Source organism: Streptomyces sp. CNS606 (assembly GCF_000426325.1).
This window is the reverse complement of the sequence record NZ_AUFD01000008.1, coordinates 196,582-211,863: the sequence shown is the minus strand read 5'-3', so window position 1 is coordinate 211,863 and position 15,282 is coordinate 196,582. Positions and strand designations below refer to the sequence as shown.

Annotated in this window: 20 protein-coding genes and 2 pseudogenes; 12 read left to right on the top strand and 10 right to left on the bottom strand. The window is 71.5% G+C overall.

Annotated features, from left to right (window positions below):
• Nucleotides 1-57: 57 nt before the first annotated feature.
• Both K304_RS33890 and K304_RS33255 read left to right on the top strand, forming a co-directional pair.
• Nucleotides 58-144 (top strand): annotated as a pseudogene (locus tag K304_RS33890) (MerR family transcriptional regulator); the annotation flags it as partial.
• Nucleotides 145-550: 406 nt separating this feature from the next.
• On the top strand, nt 551-751 hold the full coding sequence (locus K304_RS33255; RefSeq protein WP_158687306.1) for a hypothetical protein: 201 nt from the start codon (nt 551-553) through the stop codon (nt 749-751).
• A 39-nt stretch (nt 752-790) separates the two neighbouring features.
• Here the strand turns inward: K304_RS33255 and K304_RS0106080 are convergent, their stop codons facing one another.
• Together K304_RS0106080 and K304_RS0106075 are read right to left on the bottom strand one after the other, a co-directional pair.
• Nucleotides 791-1,237, bottom strand: a complete 447-nt coding sequence (locus tag K304_RS0106080; protein WP_027763020.1) for an ATP-binding protein — start codon at nt 1,235-1,237, stop codon at nt 791-793.
• Between the two features lie 99 nt (nt 1,238-1,336).
• Nucleotides 1,337-1,774 (bottom strand): DUF6892 domain-containing protein, encoded by a 438-nt coding sequence (locus K304_RS0106075; RefSeq protein WP_027763019.1) that lies wholly within the window; start codon nt 1,772-1,774, stop codon nt 1,337-1,339.
• Between the two features lie 153 nt (nt 1,775-1,927).
• Between K304_RS0106075 and K304_RS0106070 the strand changes: the two genes are divergently transcribed.
• The 3 genes from K304_RS0106070 to K304_RS27545 are packed head-to-tail and all read left to right on the top strand — an operon-like array spanning nt 1,928 to nt 3,605.
• Nucleotides 1,928-2,773, top strand: coding sequence for a Scr1 family TA system antitoxin-like transcriptional regulator (locus K304_RS0106070; protein ID WP_027763018.1), 846 nt, complete (start codon nt 1,928-1,930; stop codon nt 2,771-2,773).
• Nucleotides 2,770-3,015 carry a DUF397 domain-containing protein gene (locus K304_RS0106065; RefSeq protein WP_027763017.1) on the top strand — a complete coding sequence of 82 codons (246 nt, stop codon included), beginning with the start codon at nt 2,770-2,772 and terminating at the stop codon, nt 3,013-3,015. The genes K304_RS0106070 and K304_RS0106065 overlap by 4 nt, the downstream gene beginning before the upstream one ends.
• Nucleotides 3,012-3,605 carry an SMI1/KNR4 family protein gene (locus K304_RS27545; protein WP_158687305.1) on the top strand — a complete coding sequence of 198 codons (594 nt, stop codon included), beginning with the start codon at nt 3,012-3,014 and terminating at the stop codon, nt 3,603-3,605. Before K304_RS0106065 ends, K304_RS27545 begins: the two co-directional genes overlap by 4 nt.
• Before the next feature lie 84 nt (nt 3,606-3,689).
• Here K304_RS27545 and K304_RS0106055 read toward each other — a convergent pair whose 3' ends face one another.
• From K304_RS0106055 to K304_RS0106045, 3 genes are all read right to left on the bottom strand, one after another.
• Nucleotides 3,690-4,379, bottom strand: a complete 690-nt coding sequence (locus K304_RS0106055; RefSeq protein WP_027763016.1) for a hypothetical protein — start codon at nt 4,377-4,379, stop codon at nt 3,690-3,692.
• 152 nt (nt 4,380-4,531) lie between these two features.
• Complete coding sequence (locus tag K304_RS0106050) at nt 4,532-4,918, bottom strand: VOC family protein (RefSeq protein WP_027763015.1); 387 nt, start codon at nt 4,916-4,918, stop codon at nt 4,532-4,534.
• A complete protein-coding gene (locus K304_RS0106045) occupies nt 4,915-5,208 on the bottom strand; it encodes an ArsR/SmtB family transcription factor (RefSeq protein WP_027763014.1) in 294 nt (97 codons plus the stop codon). Before K304_RS0106045 ends, K304_RS0106050 begins: the two co-directional genes overlap by 4 nt.
• A 107-nt stretch (nt 5,209-5,315) precedes the next feature.
• On the opposite strand from K304_RS0106045, the pseudogene K304_RS32735 reads away from it, so the two are divergent.
• Nucleotides 5,316-5,432 (top strand): annotated as a pseudogene (locus K304_RS32735) (Cmx/CmrA family chloramphenicol efflux MFS transporter); the annotation flags it as partial.
• A 157-nt stretch (nt 5,433-5,589) separates the two neighbouring features.
• Here K304_RS32735 and K304_RS0106035 read toward each other — a convergent pair.
• Nucleotides 5,590-5,871, bottom strand: a complete 282-nt coding sequence (locus tag K304_RS0106035; protein WP_023531571.1) for a metal-sensitive transcriptional regulator — start codon at nt 5,869-5,871, stop codon at nt 5,590-5,592.
• 81 nt (nt 5,872-5,952) lie between these two features.
• Between K304_RS0106035 and K304_RS0106030 the strand changes: the two genes are divergently transcribed.
• From K304_RS0106030 to K304_RS0106010, 6 genes are all read left to right on the top strand, one after another.
• Complete coding sequence (locus K304_RS0106030) at nt 5,953-6,522, top strand: rhodanese-like domain-containing protein (protein WP_027763013.1); 570 nt, start codon at nt 5,953-5,955, stop codon at nt 6,520-6,522.
• Between the two features lie 264 nt (nt 6,523-6,786).
• Entirely contained in the window at nt 6,787-7,107 is a 321-nt protein-coding gene (locus K304_RS0106025; RefSeq protein ID WP_078528621.1) for a rhodanese-like domain-containing protein, read from the top strand.
• Nucleotides 7,104-8,528: an MBL fold metallo-hydrolase gene (locus K304_RS0106020; RefSeq protein WP_027763011.1), complete on the top strand. Its 1,425-nt coding sequence runs from the start codon at nt 7,104-7,106 to the stop codon at nt 8,526-8,528. Before K304_RS0106025 ends, K304_RS0106020 begins: the two co-directional genes overlap by 4 nt.
• A 124-nt stretch (nt 8,529-8,652) precedes the next feature.
• Complete coding sequence (locus K304_RS0106015; RefSeq protein ID WP_199779564.1) at nt 8,653-9,444, top strand: sulfite exporter TauE/SafE family protein; 792 nt, start codon at nt 8,653-8,655, stop codon at nt 9,442-9,444.
• 88 nt (nt 9,445-9,532) lie between these two features.
• Entirely contained in the window at nt 9,533-9,946 is a 414-nt protein-coding gene (locus K304_RS33250; protein ID WP_158687304.1) for a hypothetical protein, read from the top strand.
• A gap of 57 nt (nt 9,947-10,003) precedes the next feature.
• Complete coding sequence (locus tag K304_RS0106010; RefSeq protein ID WP_027763009.1) at nt 10,004-10,504, top strand: hypothetical protein; 501 nt, start codon at nt 10,004-10,006, stop codon at nt 10,502-10,504.
• Between the two features lie 169 nt (nt 10,505-10,673).
• On the opposite strand, the gene K304_RS0106005 is transcribed toward K304_RS0106010, so the two are convergent.
• Genes K304_RS0106005 through K304_RS0105990 form a run of 4 tightly spaced genes read right to left on the bottom strand, consistent with a single transcriptional unit; the run spans nt 10,674 to nt 15,272 of the window.
• Nucleotides 10,674-11,696: a LacI family DNA-binding transcriptional regulator gene (locus tag K304_RS0106005; protein ID WP_037789334.1), complete on the bottom strand. Its 1,023-nt coding sequence runs from the start codon at nt 11,694-11,696 to the stop codon at nt 10,674-10,676.
• A complete protein-coding gene (locus K304_RS0106000; RefSeq protein ID WP_027763007.1) occupies nt 11,693-13,342 on the bottom strand; it encodes a glycoside hydrolase family 13 protein in 1,650 nt (549 codons plus the stop codon). The genes K304_RS0106005 and K304_RS0106000 overlap by 4 nt, the downstream gene beginning before the upstream one ends.
• Nucleotides 13,343-13,389: 47 nt before the next feature.
• On the bottom strand, nt 13,390-14,220 hold the full coding sequence (locus K304_RS0105995; RefSeq protein WP_199779563.1) for a carbohydrate ABC transporter permease: 831 nt from the start codon (nt 14,218-14,220) through the stop codon (nt 13,390-13,392).
• A 2-nt stretch (nt 14,221-14,222) separates the two neighbouring features.
• On the bottom strand, nt 14,223-15,272 hold the full coding sequence (locus K304_RS0105990) for a carbohydrate ABC transporter permease (RefSeq protein ID WP_027763005.1): 1,050 nt from the start codon (nt 15,270-15,272) through the stop codon (nt 14,223-14,225).
• Nucleotides 15,273-15,282 lie beyond the last annotated feature (10 nt).

Sequence of the window (15,282 nt, the reverse complement as noted above, 5' to 3'; positions counted from 1 at the left end):
CTGGAGGGGGTAGGGGACGCGGCCCGCCGTCCGGTGGAAGGGCCGGGGAACACGGGCGTGAAGACCGGGCACCTGCAGATCGCCGAGGTCGTCGCGCGGACGGAGCTGCCCCTGCGCACCATTCGGCACGACGAGGAGACCGGCCCGGACGCCGATGAGCGCGATGCTCTGCTGGAGCCCGCGCGGACCTGCCAGCACCCACCGCCGCACAGGTGGAGAAGCCGCATGCGACTGGAGAAGGCCGAGGACTTCACCGCAACCCCGGGGATCCGCCTGGAGCAGAGCACACCGATCTCCCCCGTCCAGAGCTGAGAGCGGCATCGCCTGATCCGCCGGGGGCCCGCAGGCTCATCACCGCCTGGGCCGGTCACGACCTGGCGACACCGGCGTCTACCCACTCGCGGAGCGCTCATCCGCGATGCGGCGCACCTGCTGGCGGAAGTTCTGGAAGCCGTCGGGACCGGTGTCGACGTGCGGGGCGGTGGCTCACCATGCAGTACGGCACACCGAACGGAACGAGCGGTTCCGGCAGAACGGAGAGGTGACCCGCATGCAGCGGTGGAAGGTCCCGATGCAGATCGCCGTGGGGGTGCTGCTGGTCGCGATGACCGTCGCAGTGCTGCTCACCACGCCGCTGAACAGCATCGCGGCGAAGGGCGCGCTGGCCGGCATCGCCATGGGTTTCGCGGGACTGATCTTCGGGGTCTACTACGACCGCAAGCAGGCCGCCGCACGCGCCCGGGAGGAGTGAGCCCGGCCGCGCCCCGCCGTGCGGCGGGGCGCGGCCGGCTCAGCGTGGCAGGTCCAGCTCGGCGGCGACCGTCTTGCCGACCGGCACCCGGTCCAGCACCTCCCACCGGTCGGCCAGCGCCTCGACGAGGTACAGGCCGCGCCCCCGCTCGGCGTGCGGCTTCGGCTCGGGAAGGTGGCCCGGTGGCGGCGGCCGTCGCTCGTCACGCGCGTCGGTCACCTCGACGCGCAGCGTGCCGCAGGCCAGCAGGAGCCGCAGCTCGAAGTCCCGCCCGGGAACGCGGCCGTGCGTGACGGCGTTCGCGGCCAGCTCCGCCACGAGCAGCGCAGCGGCGTCGGACACGGCGGTGCCGTGCGGGTGGTCCCAGCGCTCCAGCTGATGCAGCGCCAGGTGCCGCGCGAGGCGCGCGCCGAGCCGTGTGGAGCTGAACCGCTGCGTGAACAGGCGCACCGCGCCGGTGCCCTCGGGGGCGGAGGTCGATCGCATGGACCCACCCTGACCTGCACGGACGCCGGTTCTCCACTCTGGGCCCGCGTACTGCGGGCCGTCGTACGCAGCACCGCGCCGCCACGTACGCGCGCCCCCTCAGTCGGCCTCGATCCCCCGCGCCGCGAGGAGTTCGACGGCGTCCGGCACCGACACGATCGCGCAGTCCTCCACGCCCTCGACGCGCCGGAGGTTCGGCAGCAGGTCCAGGTCGTCCAGTGAGCGGACGTCGAACAGGTCGTCCTCTCCGTCCCAGACGGGCGCGCACTCCTGGTAGACCTCCAGCCCACCGTCGACGCTCAGCTCCTCGACCTTCGCCAGCAGGTCGTCCGGGATCTCCAGCTCCGCGAAGTACTCCCGCGGCTCGTCCAGCACCGTGAACGCAAGGTCGTTGTCGAACGCCCAGCCCTGCACGTCCGTGACGCCGCGCTCCCGCATGCGGTCGGCGATCCGGAACTGCGGCGTGAGCAGTTCCCGCCGGTACATGAGCTGCTCGACGACCAGCAGCTTGAAGTTGAAGTCGCGGAAGACGGCCATGCGCAGAGCATCCCACGGGCGCCTGCACGCCCGGTCGGCCGCCCCACGGCGTGCGCGTACGCGCCGGGAGCGTACGCGCACCAACGACTGCGGTACGCGTTAGGCAGTGTGATGATCCGTCAGGCGGGCGGGTACTGCGGGAGGGTGGCCGGAATGGGCGAGAGCAGGAACGGCAAGGACAACGCGGGCGGCGAACCGGAGGCTTCCGACAGCCTCCGCACATTCGGCGCGGTCGTCCAGGCGCTCCGCGAGCACGCGGGCCTGACCCGCGACGAGTTCGCCCGCCTGGTGCGGTACTCACGCCATACCGTGGCCTCCGTCGAACAGGGCCGCCGCATGCCGGACGCCTCGTTCGTCGAGCAGGCGGAAGAAGCGCTGGGCAACACGGGCGTGCTCCGCAAGGCCGCGCAGCACCTCTCCCGCCAGCCCGGCCTGGCGAGCTGGTTCCGCCAGTGGGCGCGCCTGGAGGCGGAAGCCATCAGCCTCTACACCTACGAGTGCCGCCTGATCCCCGGCCTCCTCCAGACCGAGGCGTACGCGCGGCGGCTGTTCGAGCACCGGCTTCCCCCGCTGAGCGACGAGGACATCGAGTCGCACCTGGCGGCTCGCCTCGAAAGGCAACGGCTCCTCATGGAACGCCCTCACACATCCTTCAGCTTCATCCTGGAAGAGCACCTCTTCCTGCGCCGAACGGGAGGCTCGACGCTCACAGACCAGCTCATCGATCATGTGATCGCTCTCTCCGAACTCCGGAACGTGGAGATTCAGATCATGCCGTTGACGAGGGGCAGCCACGCGGGCATGGCTGGCCCGATGCAGATGCTCGAGGTTCCCGAGGGCCGGTGGTTCGCCTACAACGAAGGGCAACGCGGCGGATTGTTCTTCTCCGACGTGAAAGAGGTGAGCGTCTTGCAGAAGCGGTATGCCAGGATGCGATCACAGGCCTTGCCACTCGAAGATTCCGTGGGCCTGTTGCGGCGGATGCGAGGCGCGCGATGACTACCGGACCGGCTTGGTTCAAGACCAGCTACAGCGGCGATTCGGGGGACGCCTGCGTCGAAGTGGCCCTGTCATGGCACAAATCCAGCCACAGCAGTAGCGGCGACGGCGACTGCGTCGAGGTGGCGACGTGCGCCACCACCGTGCACGTACGGGACTCCAAGGACCCCCACGGCCCGCAGCTCGCGCTCTCCCCCACCACGTGGCGCTCCTTCCTCCTCCTCGCCTCGCAGACAGGGTGACGCCACCGACCGCCCCGGTGGCCGAGTCCTGGGCGCGCATCGACGCGTGGCTCGGGGCCAACGCGCCGGCCGCGCTGGCGCAGCTCCGCCCCGGCGCGGCACCGGCCGCGCTCGCCGCCGCCGAGCGGGCGCTCGGCATGGCGCTGCCCGCCGACCTCGCCGCCTCGCTCGCCTGCCACGACGGCAGCGAACCGGGCTCGGGCGTCCTGCCGTTCCGCGCGGACCTGCTGTCGGCCGAGGGTGTGGTGGAGCAGTGGGAACTGTGGAACGAGGTCTCCACCGAGGAGGACGAGGGCGAGGAGCCGTGGGGCGTCGTCGCGGGGCAGCGCCACTGGCATCGCCTGTGGGTGCCGGTCACGCACTTCCAGGGCGACCTGGAATGCCTCGACATGCGCCCCGGCCCCGGCCGGGGACGCATGGGCCTGGTGCCGCACGACGGCCCGGGCACGTTCGACGAGGCCGCCGCCTGGCCTTCCCTCGGCGCGTGCCTGGAGACGTTCGCCGACGTGCTCACGACCGGCCGCATGCCGGACCCGCCCCCGTTCGACCAGCCGCACGCCACCCCCACGGGCGAACTCGGCTGGGGCTGACCCACCGGTTCTTCGGCTCCGTCATGAAGCGCGGCGCGCCGTCCGGACGCGGACGGGTTCCTCGCCGTCTCCGCGCCCCTGGTGCTAGTCCTTCCGCCCGGGAGCCCAGCTCAGCCCCCAGCCGTACGCCTGGTCCAGCACGCGCTGAGAACCCTTGACGTAGCGGACCTCGCGCCGCACGGAAAGGCCCTGAGCGGTGTTCTCGATCAGCGCGACGCCACAGATCCGGGCGTTGGGGTCGGCCTCGTCGAGCAGGACCTCGATCGGCGCCTGAGCCGGGGCGACCAGCGTCACGACCGCCCGCGCGGCCTCCCAGTTCGGCACACCCTCGTAGATCATGGCGAAGACCAGCACCCGCTTGAGGGAGTCGATCCGGCCCAGGTCGATACGCAGGTTCTCACCGCCCGCCGCGGCACCGGAACGGTCGTCGCCGTCCAACTGGAGCACGGTCCGACCGGAGGAGTCCCGGGCCTCGAAGGCGTTGCCGACTGCCTGGACCGCGCCCTTGGAGCCGTCGGTGAACTCCCACAGACAACCGAGGTCGAGGTCGATCCCCGGCTTCGGCTGCAACGCCGTCTGCAGCTTGGCCATGAGGCCCCGCTTGCCCGTCCCGCCTGCCGTACCCTCGGCGCCACGGGCGTTCCAGTTGAGGTTCACGGTGAGTTCGCCGCCGGAACGGGGCTTGTCGAGTGAGACCTTGGGGGCACTCTTGGTGAGCGTGACCTTCCCGGAGGCGTCGCTTCTCACCGGACCGCCGCTGTCGGATTCCGCCATGTCGGACTTCCTTCCGTGCTGGGCTGTACGCGAGCGTCGAGCAGGACACCGGCGCCGGTGCGGCTCGCGTAGGCACCGCCCCGACGGGTCGCTCTCCCCCGCACGGTACTCCCGCTCCGCCTCCGTCCGCCCTCCACGGCGCGGACCGACGACTACTTGCTGTGCACGATCTGGATCAGGTTGCCGCAGGTGTCGTCGAAGACCGCGGTGGTGACGGGCCCCATCTCCAGGGGTTCCTGGGTGAACTGCACGCCGAGTTCGCGCAGTCGGCCGGCTTCCGCCGGTACGTCGTCCACGGCGAAGGAGGTGGCCGGGATGCCGTCCTGGACGAGCGCGGTCTTGTACGGCTGCACGGCGGGGTGCCCGGAAGGCTCCAGCAGCAGCTCGGTGCCGTCGGGGTCCTCGGGCGAGACCACTGTCAGCCAGCGCGCCTCACCGAGCGGTACGTCGTGCTTCTTCACGAAGCCCAGCACCTCGGTGTAGAAGCGCAGCGCCGCCTCCTGGTCGTCGACGAAGACGCTGGACACATGGATCCTCATGGGGTGTTCTCCGGTGCGTCGGGCCGGAGCCATCGCGTCACGATGTGCTCCAGGGGTTCGGTGTTGAGGTCGTGGAACTTGTAGCGGCCCTGGCGCCGCGTCCGGACCAGGCCGGCGGATTCGAGCACGGCCAGGTGCTGGCTCACGGCCTGGCGTGACAGCCCCAGGCCGTACTTGGTCACCAGCCGCGTGCAGATCTCGAACAGCGTCTGGCCGTCCCGTTCCGCCAGCTCGTCGAGGATGCGCCGACGTGTGGGATCGGCCAGCGCCTTGAAGACATCCTCCGCCATGCGCCCACAATAGGCAAGTAGCGACTTGCCTATCAAGCCGACGGCGACCGGGGCGGGCCGCGGTGACGAGATGAGCCCTCTCGCTCCCTCTCCTCACCCCGGAGTTCATGCTCGCCGGCCTCCTGCCGGACATCGCCGCGGATCTCGGCGTCACCGTCGGGACCGCAGGCACGCTCACCTCGGCCTTCGCCCTCGGCATGCTCGTCGGCGCGCCCGTTCGCGCCAGGCCCGCGTCCGGCACCTGATCCAGCGACTCCACCAGGACCTGGACGACCTCACCGACGAAGAACGTGCCCGGATCCGGGAAGCCGTCGCGAACAGGCGTGGCTACCGGCGCACGCCCAGCGGACCCTCGCAGACCGAGAGAGGGTGACGGGCTTCTCACGCCAGGGACAGGAACAGCTTTTCCAGACGGGCGCGTAGCCGGTCCCGGTCGCCGGGCTGCTGCTCGCCCTGTTCGGTCAGGCAGTGCTGCAGCCCGGTGGCGATGATCGCGAAGCCGGCTCGGTCCAGGGCGCGGGAGACGGCGGCGAGCTGGGTGACGACGTCCTCGCAGTCGCGCCCGTCCTCGATCATTTTGATGACTCCGGCGAGCTGCCCTTGAGCGCGCCGCAGCCGGTTCAGCGCCGCCTTCAGCTCGTCAGCGGCCATGTCCAGTTCCACAATGCCTCCTCTTGAATACCCCCATGGGTATTGTACTCTCGGGGGAAAGCTCATCCGTCAACATCGAGAGGACACCCAACGATGCCCGCCCCCACCGCGGTCCACCCCACACAGGCGGCCTCACGCCTGGAGGGCTACACCATCATCGACGTCCGTACGCCGGGGGAGTATGCCTCGGGCCACCTTCCGGGAGCACACAATGTGCCCCTCGATCAGCTGTCGGTCGCTCTGCCGACGCTGCAGAACGCGGCCGCCCGCGGTGAGCTGCTGGTCGTGTGCGCTTCCGGCGCGCGCTCCAGTCAGGCATCCGCCACGCTCGCAGAACACGGCGTAAGCGCCACCACGCTCACTGGCGGCACGCGGGCGTGGACCCAGTACGGAGGCGAGGTCCACCACCCCGAAGGAGCCCGTACCACCTGGGGCATGGAACGCCAGGTCCGCCTCACCGCCGGCACACTCGTCCTGACCGGACTCCTCCTCGGCCTTCTGGTGCACCCGGCCTTCCAGCTGCTGTCCGCGGGCATCGCGGCCGGTCTGGTCTTCTCCGCCGCGACCGACACGTGCGGCATGGCCGCCGTGCTGGCCAAGCTGCCCCACAACCGCACACGCCAGTGCGACCTCCGCGACACCCTGAGCACCCTGGACCGTTAGCGGAAGCCGGGCGCCGCAGCGGCCCATTCCTGGGCCGTGACGCCTTCCACCCGGACACCCCACGACCTGGGCGCGAGAAGCGGACCCCACCACTCCCGTGCCGAGACCCCGCCCCGCCACCGGCGGACCCCTGCAACGGAATAAATACCCCCCTGGGTATTGTGGAAGATGGTGGACACCGGCGACGGGAGCCGCCGACTGCCGGGTTTGCGGGGCCACCCTGCGACAACCCGAAAAATACCCCCTCGGGTAAGGAGTTCGGTGATGAACAGCACGGTGCGCGAGGTGACCGTGGAGGAGCCGGCCGCCGCGCGGGAGCGCGGGGTGCGGGTACTCGATGTGCGCTCGCCGCAGGAGTACGCGCAGGGCCATGTACCCGGGGCGGTGAATGTGCCGCTGGAGGAGTTGCTGGCCGCGCCCGCGAGCGCGGGATCGGACGGTGTGCACGTGGTGTGCCAGTCCGGCCGTCGCAGCCTCGAAGCTGCGCGCGCGCTGGAGCAATCAGGAGTGACGGCCGTCTCGGTCGCCGGCGGTACGTCGGCGTGGATCGAGTCCGGCCGCGAAGTCGAAGGAGCGAAGCAGTGACGGACACGGCGAACAAGCAGGCCGAGGAGACGCTCCCGGGCGGGCTGTCGGTGTCAACGGTGGCGACGTCGTCACTCGGTGACCGCAGCTATCTCGCGGCCGACGGCGAGGTGGCCGTGGTGGTCGACCCTCAGCGGGACGTGGACCGGGTGATCGCCGAGGCCGGGCGGCTCGGCGTGCGCATTGCGGCCGTGCTGGAGACGCACGTGCACAACGACTACGTCTCCGGCGGGCTGGAATTGGCCCGCCTGACCGGCGCCGAGTACGGCGTGGCCGCAGCGGACCAGGCACCGTTCCCACACCGGCCGCTGCGCGACGGCGAGGTGCTGGAACTCTCCGGCCGGATGCGCGTCCGGGTGCTCGCCACCCCGGGGCACACCTTCCACCACCTGTCCTACGCGCTGGAGGGCGACGCCGGTCCGGTCGGCGTGTTCACCGGCGGCTCGCTGCTGCTGGGCACCACCGGCCGCACCGACCTCCTGGGCACCGAGCACAGCCACGAACTGGCCCGCCACCAGCACGCCTCCGCCCGCAAGCTGGCCGACCTGCTGCCCGACGGCGCACAGGTGTGGCCCACCCACGGCTTCGGCAGCTTCTGCTCGGCCACCCAGGCGGCCGGCGACACCGCCGACATCGGCGAACAGCGCCGCATCAACCCCGCGCTCACGCTGGCGGAGGAGGAGTTCGTCGAGCAGACACTGTCCGGCCTGGACGCCTACCCCGCCTACTACGCGCACATGGGCGTGAAGAACGCCGAAGGGCCCGAGCCGCTGGACCTGCGCGCCCCGGCGACCACCACACCGCAGGAGCTGGCGCAGCACCTGGAGAGCGGCGAGTGGGTGATCGACCTGCGCAACCGCAAGGCATACGCCGCCTCCCACCTCGCCGGCATCGTCAGCCTCGGCCTCGACGGCCCCATGGCCACCTGGCTCGGCTGGATGATCGACTGGGGCGCCCCGGTGACCCTGGTCGGCGAGAGCAGTGAGCAGGTCGCCGCAGCACAGCGGGAACTGGCACGCATCGGCATCGACGACCTCGCCGGCGCCGCCACTGGCCGGCCCGCCGAGCTCGCCGCCGACACCGCCCAGTTGCAGGACGCCGACACGGCCGGCTTCGCCGACCTGGCCGCCGCGCTGCAGGGCCGCACCGGCGGCCTGCCGGCCGCGGACGTGGTCCTGGACGTGCGGACCAACAACGAGTTCACGGCCGCGCACGTCGAGGGCGCGGTGCACATCCCGCTGTACGAGCTCAAGGACCGCCTGGGCGAGATCCCCGCCGGCGCCGTGTGGGTGCACTGCGGCAGCGGCTATCGCGCCACCGCCGCCGCCTCCGTCCTGGAACAGGCAGGCCGCCGCGCGGTCATCATCGACGACCACTTCGACACCGCCGAAGGCGCCGGAGTACCCCTGACCGGCGCCTGACTGAGCCGGCCATCACCGGGTCGGTGACCGGGGCGCTCGCCGCCCCGTCACCGACCCCGCCCCGGCACGTCGCTACCAGTGGTGTCCGCCCCTGACGATCCGCGGGGCGCCCTAAGCACATGAGGTGATCAGCATTCTGGCCGTGCTCTTCGGCGCCGTCATCGGACTCGCGCTCGGCCTCCTGGGTGCCGGAGGATCCATCCTCGCGGTGCCGGCCCTGGTCTACGGCGTCGGGCAACCGCTCCACGCCGCCATCCCCGCCTCCCTCGCGGTGGTGGCCGTCTCCTCTCTCGGCGGCGTCCTCCCCCGGGAACGCCGGCACGCGGTCCAATGGCGCATCGCCGGCGTCTTCGGCGCCGCCGGCATCCCGGCCGCCTTCGCCGGCGCCGCGCTGGGACGCCTGATCCCCGAGCGTTGGCTCTTCCTCGCTTTCGCCGCCCTCATGGTGGTCGTCGCGGTGCGCATGCTCCGTGGCAGCGACGAGGCCGGCGGCGCCTGCCGCACCCGCGAGGGCGGCATCAACTGGCGTAGCTGCCTGCCCAAGTCGATTCTCGCCGGCGCCGGCGTCGGGCTGCTGACCGGTCTGTTCGGCGTCGGCGGCGGTTTCGTGATCGTTCCCGCCCTCAGCCTCCTGCTCGGGCTGGGCGCCCAGCAGGCCGTCGCCACCTCCCTCGCCGTGGTGTTCATCAACTCCGTCGCCGGACTCAGCGCGCACGCGAGCGCCGTGGGCGGCATCGACTACACCGTCCTGGTGCTCTTCGCCGCATCGTCCGTGATCGTCTCGCTGCTGGCCGCCCGCATCGCGCCCCGGCTCCCGGCGGCGACCATACGCCGTGCCTTCGCCTACGTCGTCCTCGCCGTCGCCGCAGCCGTCGCCACCACCGCGCTGCTCGCGCCCTCGGTGCTGGCCTCGTGACGCAGCCGCGAGTTTGCGGCAACCCGGCGCCCCCACGAAACCGGCACCGCCTGTCGGCTAGGCTTGCCGCCGCAGGAAGGAGGCGGGCATGAGAGCCACCAGGCGCCGGACAAGCGCGGCCAATGGCTTCGCTCTGCGTGCCGCCATGGCGCTGCTGATCGCCGTCGGCGGTCTCGCCTGCACGCAAACCTCCGCCACCGCGGCCTCGGACCATCCTGCCGCCCCTTCGACCGCTGCCGCTCAGCGGCATGCGCAGCTTCAAGCGGCCGACGGTCCCTCCACCGATGCCACCGCCTCTTCGTCCGGCTGCGCGAACGCTGCCGAACAGCAGGCCGAGGCACCGGCATCCATCCGCCACGAGGCGGCCTCCACGCCCGTCGCCGGCCCAGGCGCGCCCCCGGCCCGTGAACACGGCGCCGCACGGGTGGTGCCGGGCCGTGGCGGCCCGGCACCACCGCCTTCTCCACCGTCCTACGAAGAGCTCTCCGTCCTGCGGGTGTAGGACGCGCGGCAACCACCCCGCGTCCGTGACACATCTCGGAATCAGGAGCTCTTTGTCGTGACTTCTTCCAGTAGGTCGCCTCGCCGTGCGGCCCGCTCACTGACCGGCTGGCCCCACAACCGATGGGCCACCGCCGCCGCAGGCGCCCTCGTCACCGCACTGCTGGTCGGCATGCCGACCGACGTGGTGCCCAATCCGCTCTTCTCCCGGTCCGTCCCCGTGCAGTGGTGGAACTACCCCACGCTCGCCGTGACCGCGGCCCTGGCCGGCATCGTGCTGGCCACCTACATCCGTACACCGGATGCCGCGGGGACTCCCACCGCCGGGCGTCTCGGCTCGGTGGGCGGTGTGCTGTCCTTCTTCGCCGTCGGCTGTCCGGTCTGCAACAAGCTGGTGCTGCTTCTGCTGGGCACCTCCGGCGCGCTGAGCTACTGGGCGCCGCTGCAGCCGCTGGTCGCGCTGGCCTCCATCGGCTTGCTGGCCGAGGCCGCCCTGCGGCGCCTGGCCACCGCCGACGCCTGCCCCGCCCCGACCGCCGCTCGCGCGTCCGCATCCTGAACCGGTTCCGCACGAACACTCACCCGCAGCCTCGTACGCTCCGCCCTGGTCCCCTTGGCAGGCGGAGCTGTGTTCATCACCCTCGGGCCCTCTTCCTGCTGTTCGACGGCACATCCGCGCTCCCCTCCCTCCTCGACGTCGACACCGAAGACGCAATCGAACAGCAGGGTCAGGCCGTGTCCGGGGCGGCGCCCGTGGAGTTGCGGACGACCAGCTCGGGCTGGAAGACGAACTCGGTGCGCTGGACGGGGTTGCCGCCGATCTCCTCCAGGAGGGCGTGCACGGCGGCGTTCGCCATGGCGCGGACGGGCTGGCGGACGGTGGTCAGGGGCGGGTCGGTGAAGGCGTTGAGCTGGGAGTCGTCGTAGCCGACGACGGACACGGAGCCCGGCACGGACAGGCCGCGCTGGCGCGCGGCGCGCACGGCGCCCAGCGCCATCAGGTCGCTGCCGCAGACGATGCCGGTGCAGCCCTCGTCCAGCAGGGCGCCGGCCGCCGCGTGGCCGCCCTCGACGGTGAAGAGGGTGTGCTGGACGCAGCCGGTGACGCCGTCGGACGAGGCCAGCGCCGCCGTGAAGCCCTCTGCCTTGCGGAGGGACGGCACGAAGCGGGCCGGGCCGACGGCGAGGCCGATGCGACGGTGGCCGAGGTCGGCGAGGTGCCGTACGGCCATCCCGGCCGCCGCACGGTCGTCCGGCGAGACGAACGGCGCCTGGACGCGGTCGTTGTAGCCGTTGATCAGCACGTACGGCACGCCGCGCCCGGTCAGGCGGGCGTACCGCTCGGGGTCGGCGGAGAGGTCGGCGTGCAGGCCGGAGAGGAAGATGATGCCGGTGACGCCGCGTTCGACGAGCTGGTCGACCAGCTCGTCCTCCGTGGCGCCGCCGGGCATCTGCGTGCCGAGCACCGGCGTGTAGCCGTATCCGCTCAGCGCCTGCTCGATGACCTGCGCGAACGCGGGAAAGATGGGGTTGGTCAGCTCCGGGATGACCAGCCCGACCAGTCCGGCGCTGCGCTGCCGCAGCCGTACCGGGCGCTCGTAGCCGAGGACGTCCAGCGCGGCGAGGACCTTCTGCCGGGTGGCGGCGGCCACGCCGGACTTGCCGTTGAGGACCCGGCTGACCGTCGCCTCGCTGACGTTCGCCTGGAGGGCGAGGTCGGCGAGGCGTGCGGCGGTCGGCAGCGTCGTCATACGGCGGACCACCAGACGGTGGTGTCGGCGGGCAGGGTGGTGCCGTCGGCGGGCGTGTCGGAGGTCAGCCCGGCGCGGCTGGAGAGGAGCCGGCGCCCGGGGAGGGCGGGCAGCTCGACCGGCTGGGCGCCGGTGTTGGCGGTGCAGACGAAGGCGCCGCGCCGGAAGGCGAGCACGCCCTCGGGTGCGGGCAGCCACTCCACGGCGTCGCCGGCGCCCAGGTCGGGGTGCTCCCGGCGGACGCGCAGCGCGCGCCGGTACAGCTCCAGGGTGGAGGCCGGGTCGCCGGTCTGCGCCTCGACGCTCAGCCCGCCCCAGCTGCGCGGCTGCGGCAGCCAGGCGCCGCCGTCGCCGAAGCCGTACGAGGAGCCGCCCGAGGACCACGGCAGGGGCACACGGCAGCCGTCGCGGAGCCCGTCCTGGCCGTTGGACTTGAAGAAGGACGGGTCCTGCCGCACCTCGTCCGGCAGGTCGGTGACCTCGGGGAGCCCCAGTTCCTCGCCCTGGTAGACGTACGCGGACCCGGGCAGCGCCAGCATCAGCAGGGTGGCGGCGCGGGCCCGGTCGAGGTCGTCGCCGAGGCGGGTGCGGTGCCGGACCACGTCGTGGTTGGACAGCACCCAGGTGGTGGCGGCGCCGACCGGCCGCATGGAGTCCAGCGACTCGTCGATGACGCGGCGCAGCGCGCCGGCGTCCCAGCCGGCGTCGAGGTAGTGGAAGTTGAACGCCTGGTGGAGCTCGTCGGGGCGCAGGTAGAGGGCGGTGCGGTCGGCGCTGGGGGTCCATGCCTCGGCGACGCCGATGCGGTCGCCGCCGTACTCCTCGAGGATCTGCCGCCAGTCGCGGTAGATCTCGTGCACGCCGTCCTGGTCGAAGAACGGCAGGACCTGGTTGCCGAGCAGCTTGAGCTGGTCGCCCTGGCCCATGTCGGGGAGGCCGTCGGCCTTGACCATGCCGTGGGCGACGTCGATGCGGAAGCCGTCGACGCCCAGGTCGAGCCAGAAGCGCAGCACGGTGCGGAACTCGTCGCGCACGGCGGGGCAGTCCCAGTTGAAGTCGGGCTGTTCGGGGGCGAAGAGGTGCAGGTACCACTCGCCGGGAGTGCCGTCGGGGTTCTTGGTGCGCGTCCAGGCGGGGCCGCCGAAAATGGACTCCCAGTCGTTCGGGGGCTGTGCGCCGTCCGCGCCCTTGCCGGGGCGGAAGTGGTAGCGGGTGCGGGCGGGTGAGCCGGGGCCCTCGCGGAGCGCCCGCTGGAACCAGTCGTGCTGGTCGGAGGAGTGGTTGGGCACCAGGTCGACGATGACGCGCAGGTCCAGGCGGTGGGCGTCGCGGATGAGCGCCTCGGCGTCGGAGAGGTCGCCGAACATGGGGTCGATGACGCGGTAGTCGGCGACGTCGTAGCCGGCGTCGGCCTGCGGGGATGCGTAGAAGGGGCTGAGCCAGACGGCGTCGACGCCCAGGCCGGCGAGGTACGGCAGGCGCTGCCGTACGCCGGCGAGGTCGCCCATGCCGTCGGCGTTGCCGTCGGCGAAGGAGCGCGGGTAGACCTGGTAGATGACGGCGTCGCGCCACCAGCCCGGGCGTGTCTCGGCGCCCGGTGCACGGCCGGTGGGGTCGGTGGTCGTGGCCGGTGAGAGCTGGGTCATGTCTTCCCTGGGTTCGAAAGGGTGGTCCGTGAACGTGTGCGTGCCGGTCAGGACTTGACGGCGCCGGCGGTCATGCCGGACACGAGGTAGCGCTGTGCGAAGCCGAAGACGAGCGCGGCGGGGACGGCGATGACGACGGCGGCGGCGGTCATCGATCCCCAGTCGGCGCCGTACTGGTTGACGAAGGTCTGCAGGCCGCCGGCGAGGGTCATGTTCGGTTCGCCGGTCATGAACGCGGTGGCGTAGGCGACCTCGGCCCAGGCGGTGACGAAGGTGTAGAAGCCGGTGACGGCGAGGCCGGGCTTGGCCAGCGGCATGATGAGCCGCCAGAAGGTGCCGAAGGGCGAGAGGCCGTCGACGCGGCCGGACTCGTCGATGGAGACGGGCACGGTGTCGAAGAAGCCCTTCATCATCCAGGCGCAGAACGGCACCGCGATGGTCAGGTAGGTGATGATCAGACCGGCCGGCTGGTTGAGCAGGCCGAGGGTGGCCATCGTGTTGTAGAGCGGCACGATGAGTACCGCCATCGGGAACATCTGGGTGACGAGCAGCGTCCACAACAGCGGCCGCATCCCGGGGAAGCGGAAGCGGCTGAGCGCGTAGCCGGTGGTGGAGGCGATGAACACGCCGATCACGGTGGTGCCGAGGACGACGACCAGCGAGTTGCCGAACCAGTCCAGGAAGTGGGTGTCGGCGAGGACGTGGTCGTAGTTCTCGAAGGTGAAGTCCTGCACCAGCGCGGTGCTGAACGCCTGGTTCTTCGGCTTGAAGGAGGTCACCACCAGCCACAGCGGCGGGAACAGCGCGATGACGGTGCCGAGCAGCAGACCCGCGTGCAGTCCGGCGGAGGCCAGCGGGCTCCTCGTATAGGTGCGCATGGTCACCACACCTCTCCCTGCTTGCGCAGCGTCCGGCGGTAGAAGACGGTGAACACCGAGAGCAGAAGCAGGATGAGCACGCCCCAGGCGGCGGAGGTCGCGAAGTCGCGCGGGCTGTTCATGAAGGACAGCCGGTAGGCGTAGGTCACCAGGATCTCGGTGGAGTCGCCCGGTCCGCCGCGGGTGAGCAGGAAGATGACCGGGAACATGTTGAACGTCCAGATGGTGCTGAGCAGGATCACCGTACTGCTGACCGAACGGACGCCGGGCAGCGTGATGTTGGTGAACCGCTGCCAGGGGGAGGCGCCGTCCATCTCGGCGGCCTCGTACAGCTCGCCGGGGATGGACTGGAGGGCGCCCAGCATGGCGACGATCATGAAGGGGACGCCGAGCCAGACGTTGACGGCGATGACGGCGAGCTTGGCCCAGGTGGGGTCGCTCAGCCACGGCACGGAGTCGATGCCGCCGCCGGAGAGGATCTGGTTGAGGATGCCGTACTTCTCGTTGTAGAGCATCCGCCAGGCGAAGACGGACACGAACGCCGGCACGCCCCAGGGGACGATCATCGCGATGCGGTAGAAGGTGCGGCCCTTGATCTGCCGGTTGAGCATGTTGGCGAGGGTCAGGCCGAGCAGGAAGGTGACGCTCACGCAGCCGACGGTCCAGATGAGCGTCCAGCCCAGGCGGCTCCAGAAGACGGGGCCGGTGAGGATGTCGACGTAGTTGTCGAGGCCGACGAACTCGTAGGTCGCCGGGATGACGTTGACGCCGATGTGCCGTTCGACGTTGGCCTCGTCGGCGTCGGTCAGCGACAGGTAGAGGCCGCGGCCGAGCGGGTAGCCGATGATCACCGCGATGACGGCGACCACCGGGGCGATCATCGTCCAGGCGTACCAGTGCCGGGCCAGAGCCCGGCGCAGCGGCCCGGGGGCCTTGCCGCCGGGAGACTTCGTCGTGTCGTGCTTCGTGTGGGCCCTCGCGCGGTCGCGGCCGCGGGCGGAGTCGTCTCCGCCCGCGGCCGTGACCGCCGACCGGCCGGTGTCCACAGCCATGGGTCGGTCA

Bases quoted from the DNA above. Each gene is read 5' to 3' on its own strand.
- K304_RS0105990 (WP_027763005.1), bottom strand. From the start codon at position 15,272: ATGGCTGTGGACACCGGCCGGTCGGCGGTCACGGCCGCGGGCGGAGAC.
- K304_RS0105995 (WP_199779563.1), bottom strand. From the start codon at position 14,220: ATGCGCACCTATACGAGGAGCCCGCTGGCCTCCGCCGGACTGCACGCG.
- K304_RS0106005 (WP_037789334.1), bottom strand. From the start codon at position 11,696: ATGACGACGCTGCCGACCGCCGCACGCCTCGCCGACCTCGCCCTCCAG.
- K304_RS0106055 (WP_027763016.1), bottom strand. From the start codon at position 4,379: ATGGCGGAATCCGACAGCGGCGGTCCGGTGAGAAGCGACGCCTCCGGG.
- K304_RS0106030 (WP_027763013.1), top strand. From the start codon at position 5,953: ATGCCCGCCCCCACCGCGGTCCACCCCACACAGGCGGCCTCACGCCTG.
- K304_RS0106025 (WP_078528621.1), top strand. From the start codon at position 6,787: ATGAACAGCACGGTGCGCGAGGTGACCGTGGAGGAGCCGGCCGCCGCG.
- K304_RS33255 (WP_158687306.1), top strand. From the start codon at position 551: ATGCAGCGGTGGAAGGTCCCGATGCAGATCGCCGTGGGGGTGCTGCTG.
- K304_RS0106050 (WP_027763015.1), bottom strand. From the start codon at position 4,918: ATGAGGATCCATGTGTCCAGCGTCTTCGTCGACGACCAGGAGGCGGCG.
- K304_RS33250 (WP_158687304.1), top strand. From the start codon at position 9,533: ATGAGAGCCACCAGGCGCCGGACAAGCGCGGCCAATGGCTTCGCTCTG.
- K304_RS0106075 (WP_027763019.1), bottom strand. From the start codon at position 1,774: ATGGCCGTCTTCCGCGACTTCAACTTCAAGCTGCTGGTCGTCGAGCAG.
- K304_RS0106070 (WP_027763018.1), top strand. From the start codon at position 1,928: ATGGGCGAGAGCAGGAACGGCAAGGACAACGCGGGCGGCGAACCGGAG.
- K304_RS0106080 (WP_027763020.1), bottom strand. From the start codon at position 1,237: ATGCGATCGACCTCCGCCCCCGAGGGCACCGGCGCGGTGCGCCTGTTC.
- K304_RS0106045 (WP_027763014.1), bottom strand. From the start codon at position 5,208: ATGGCGGAGGATGTCTTCAAGGCGCTGGCCGATCCCACACGTCGGCGC.
- K304_RS0106065 (WP_027763017.1), top strand. From the start codon at position 2,770: ATGACTACCGGACCGGCTTGGTTCAAGACCAGCTACAGCGGCGATTCG.
- K304_RS0106000 (WP_027763007.1), bottom strand. From the start codon at position 13,342: ATGACCCAGCTCTCACCGGCCACGACCACCGACCCCACCGGCCGTGCA.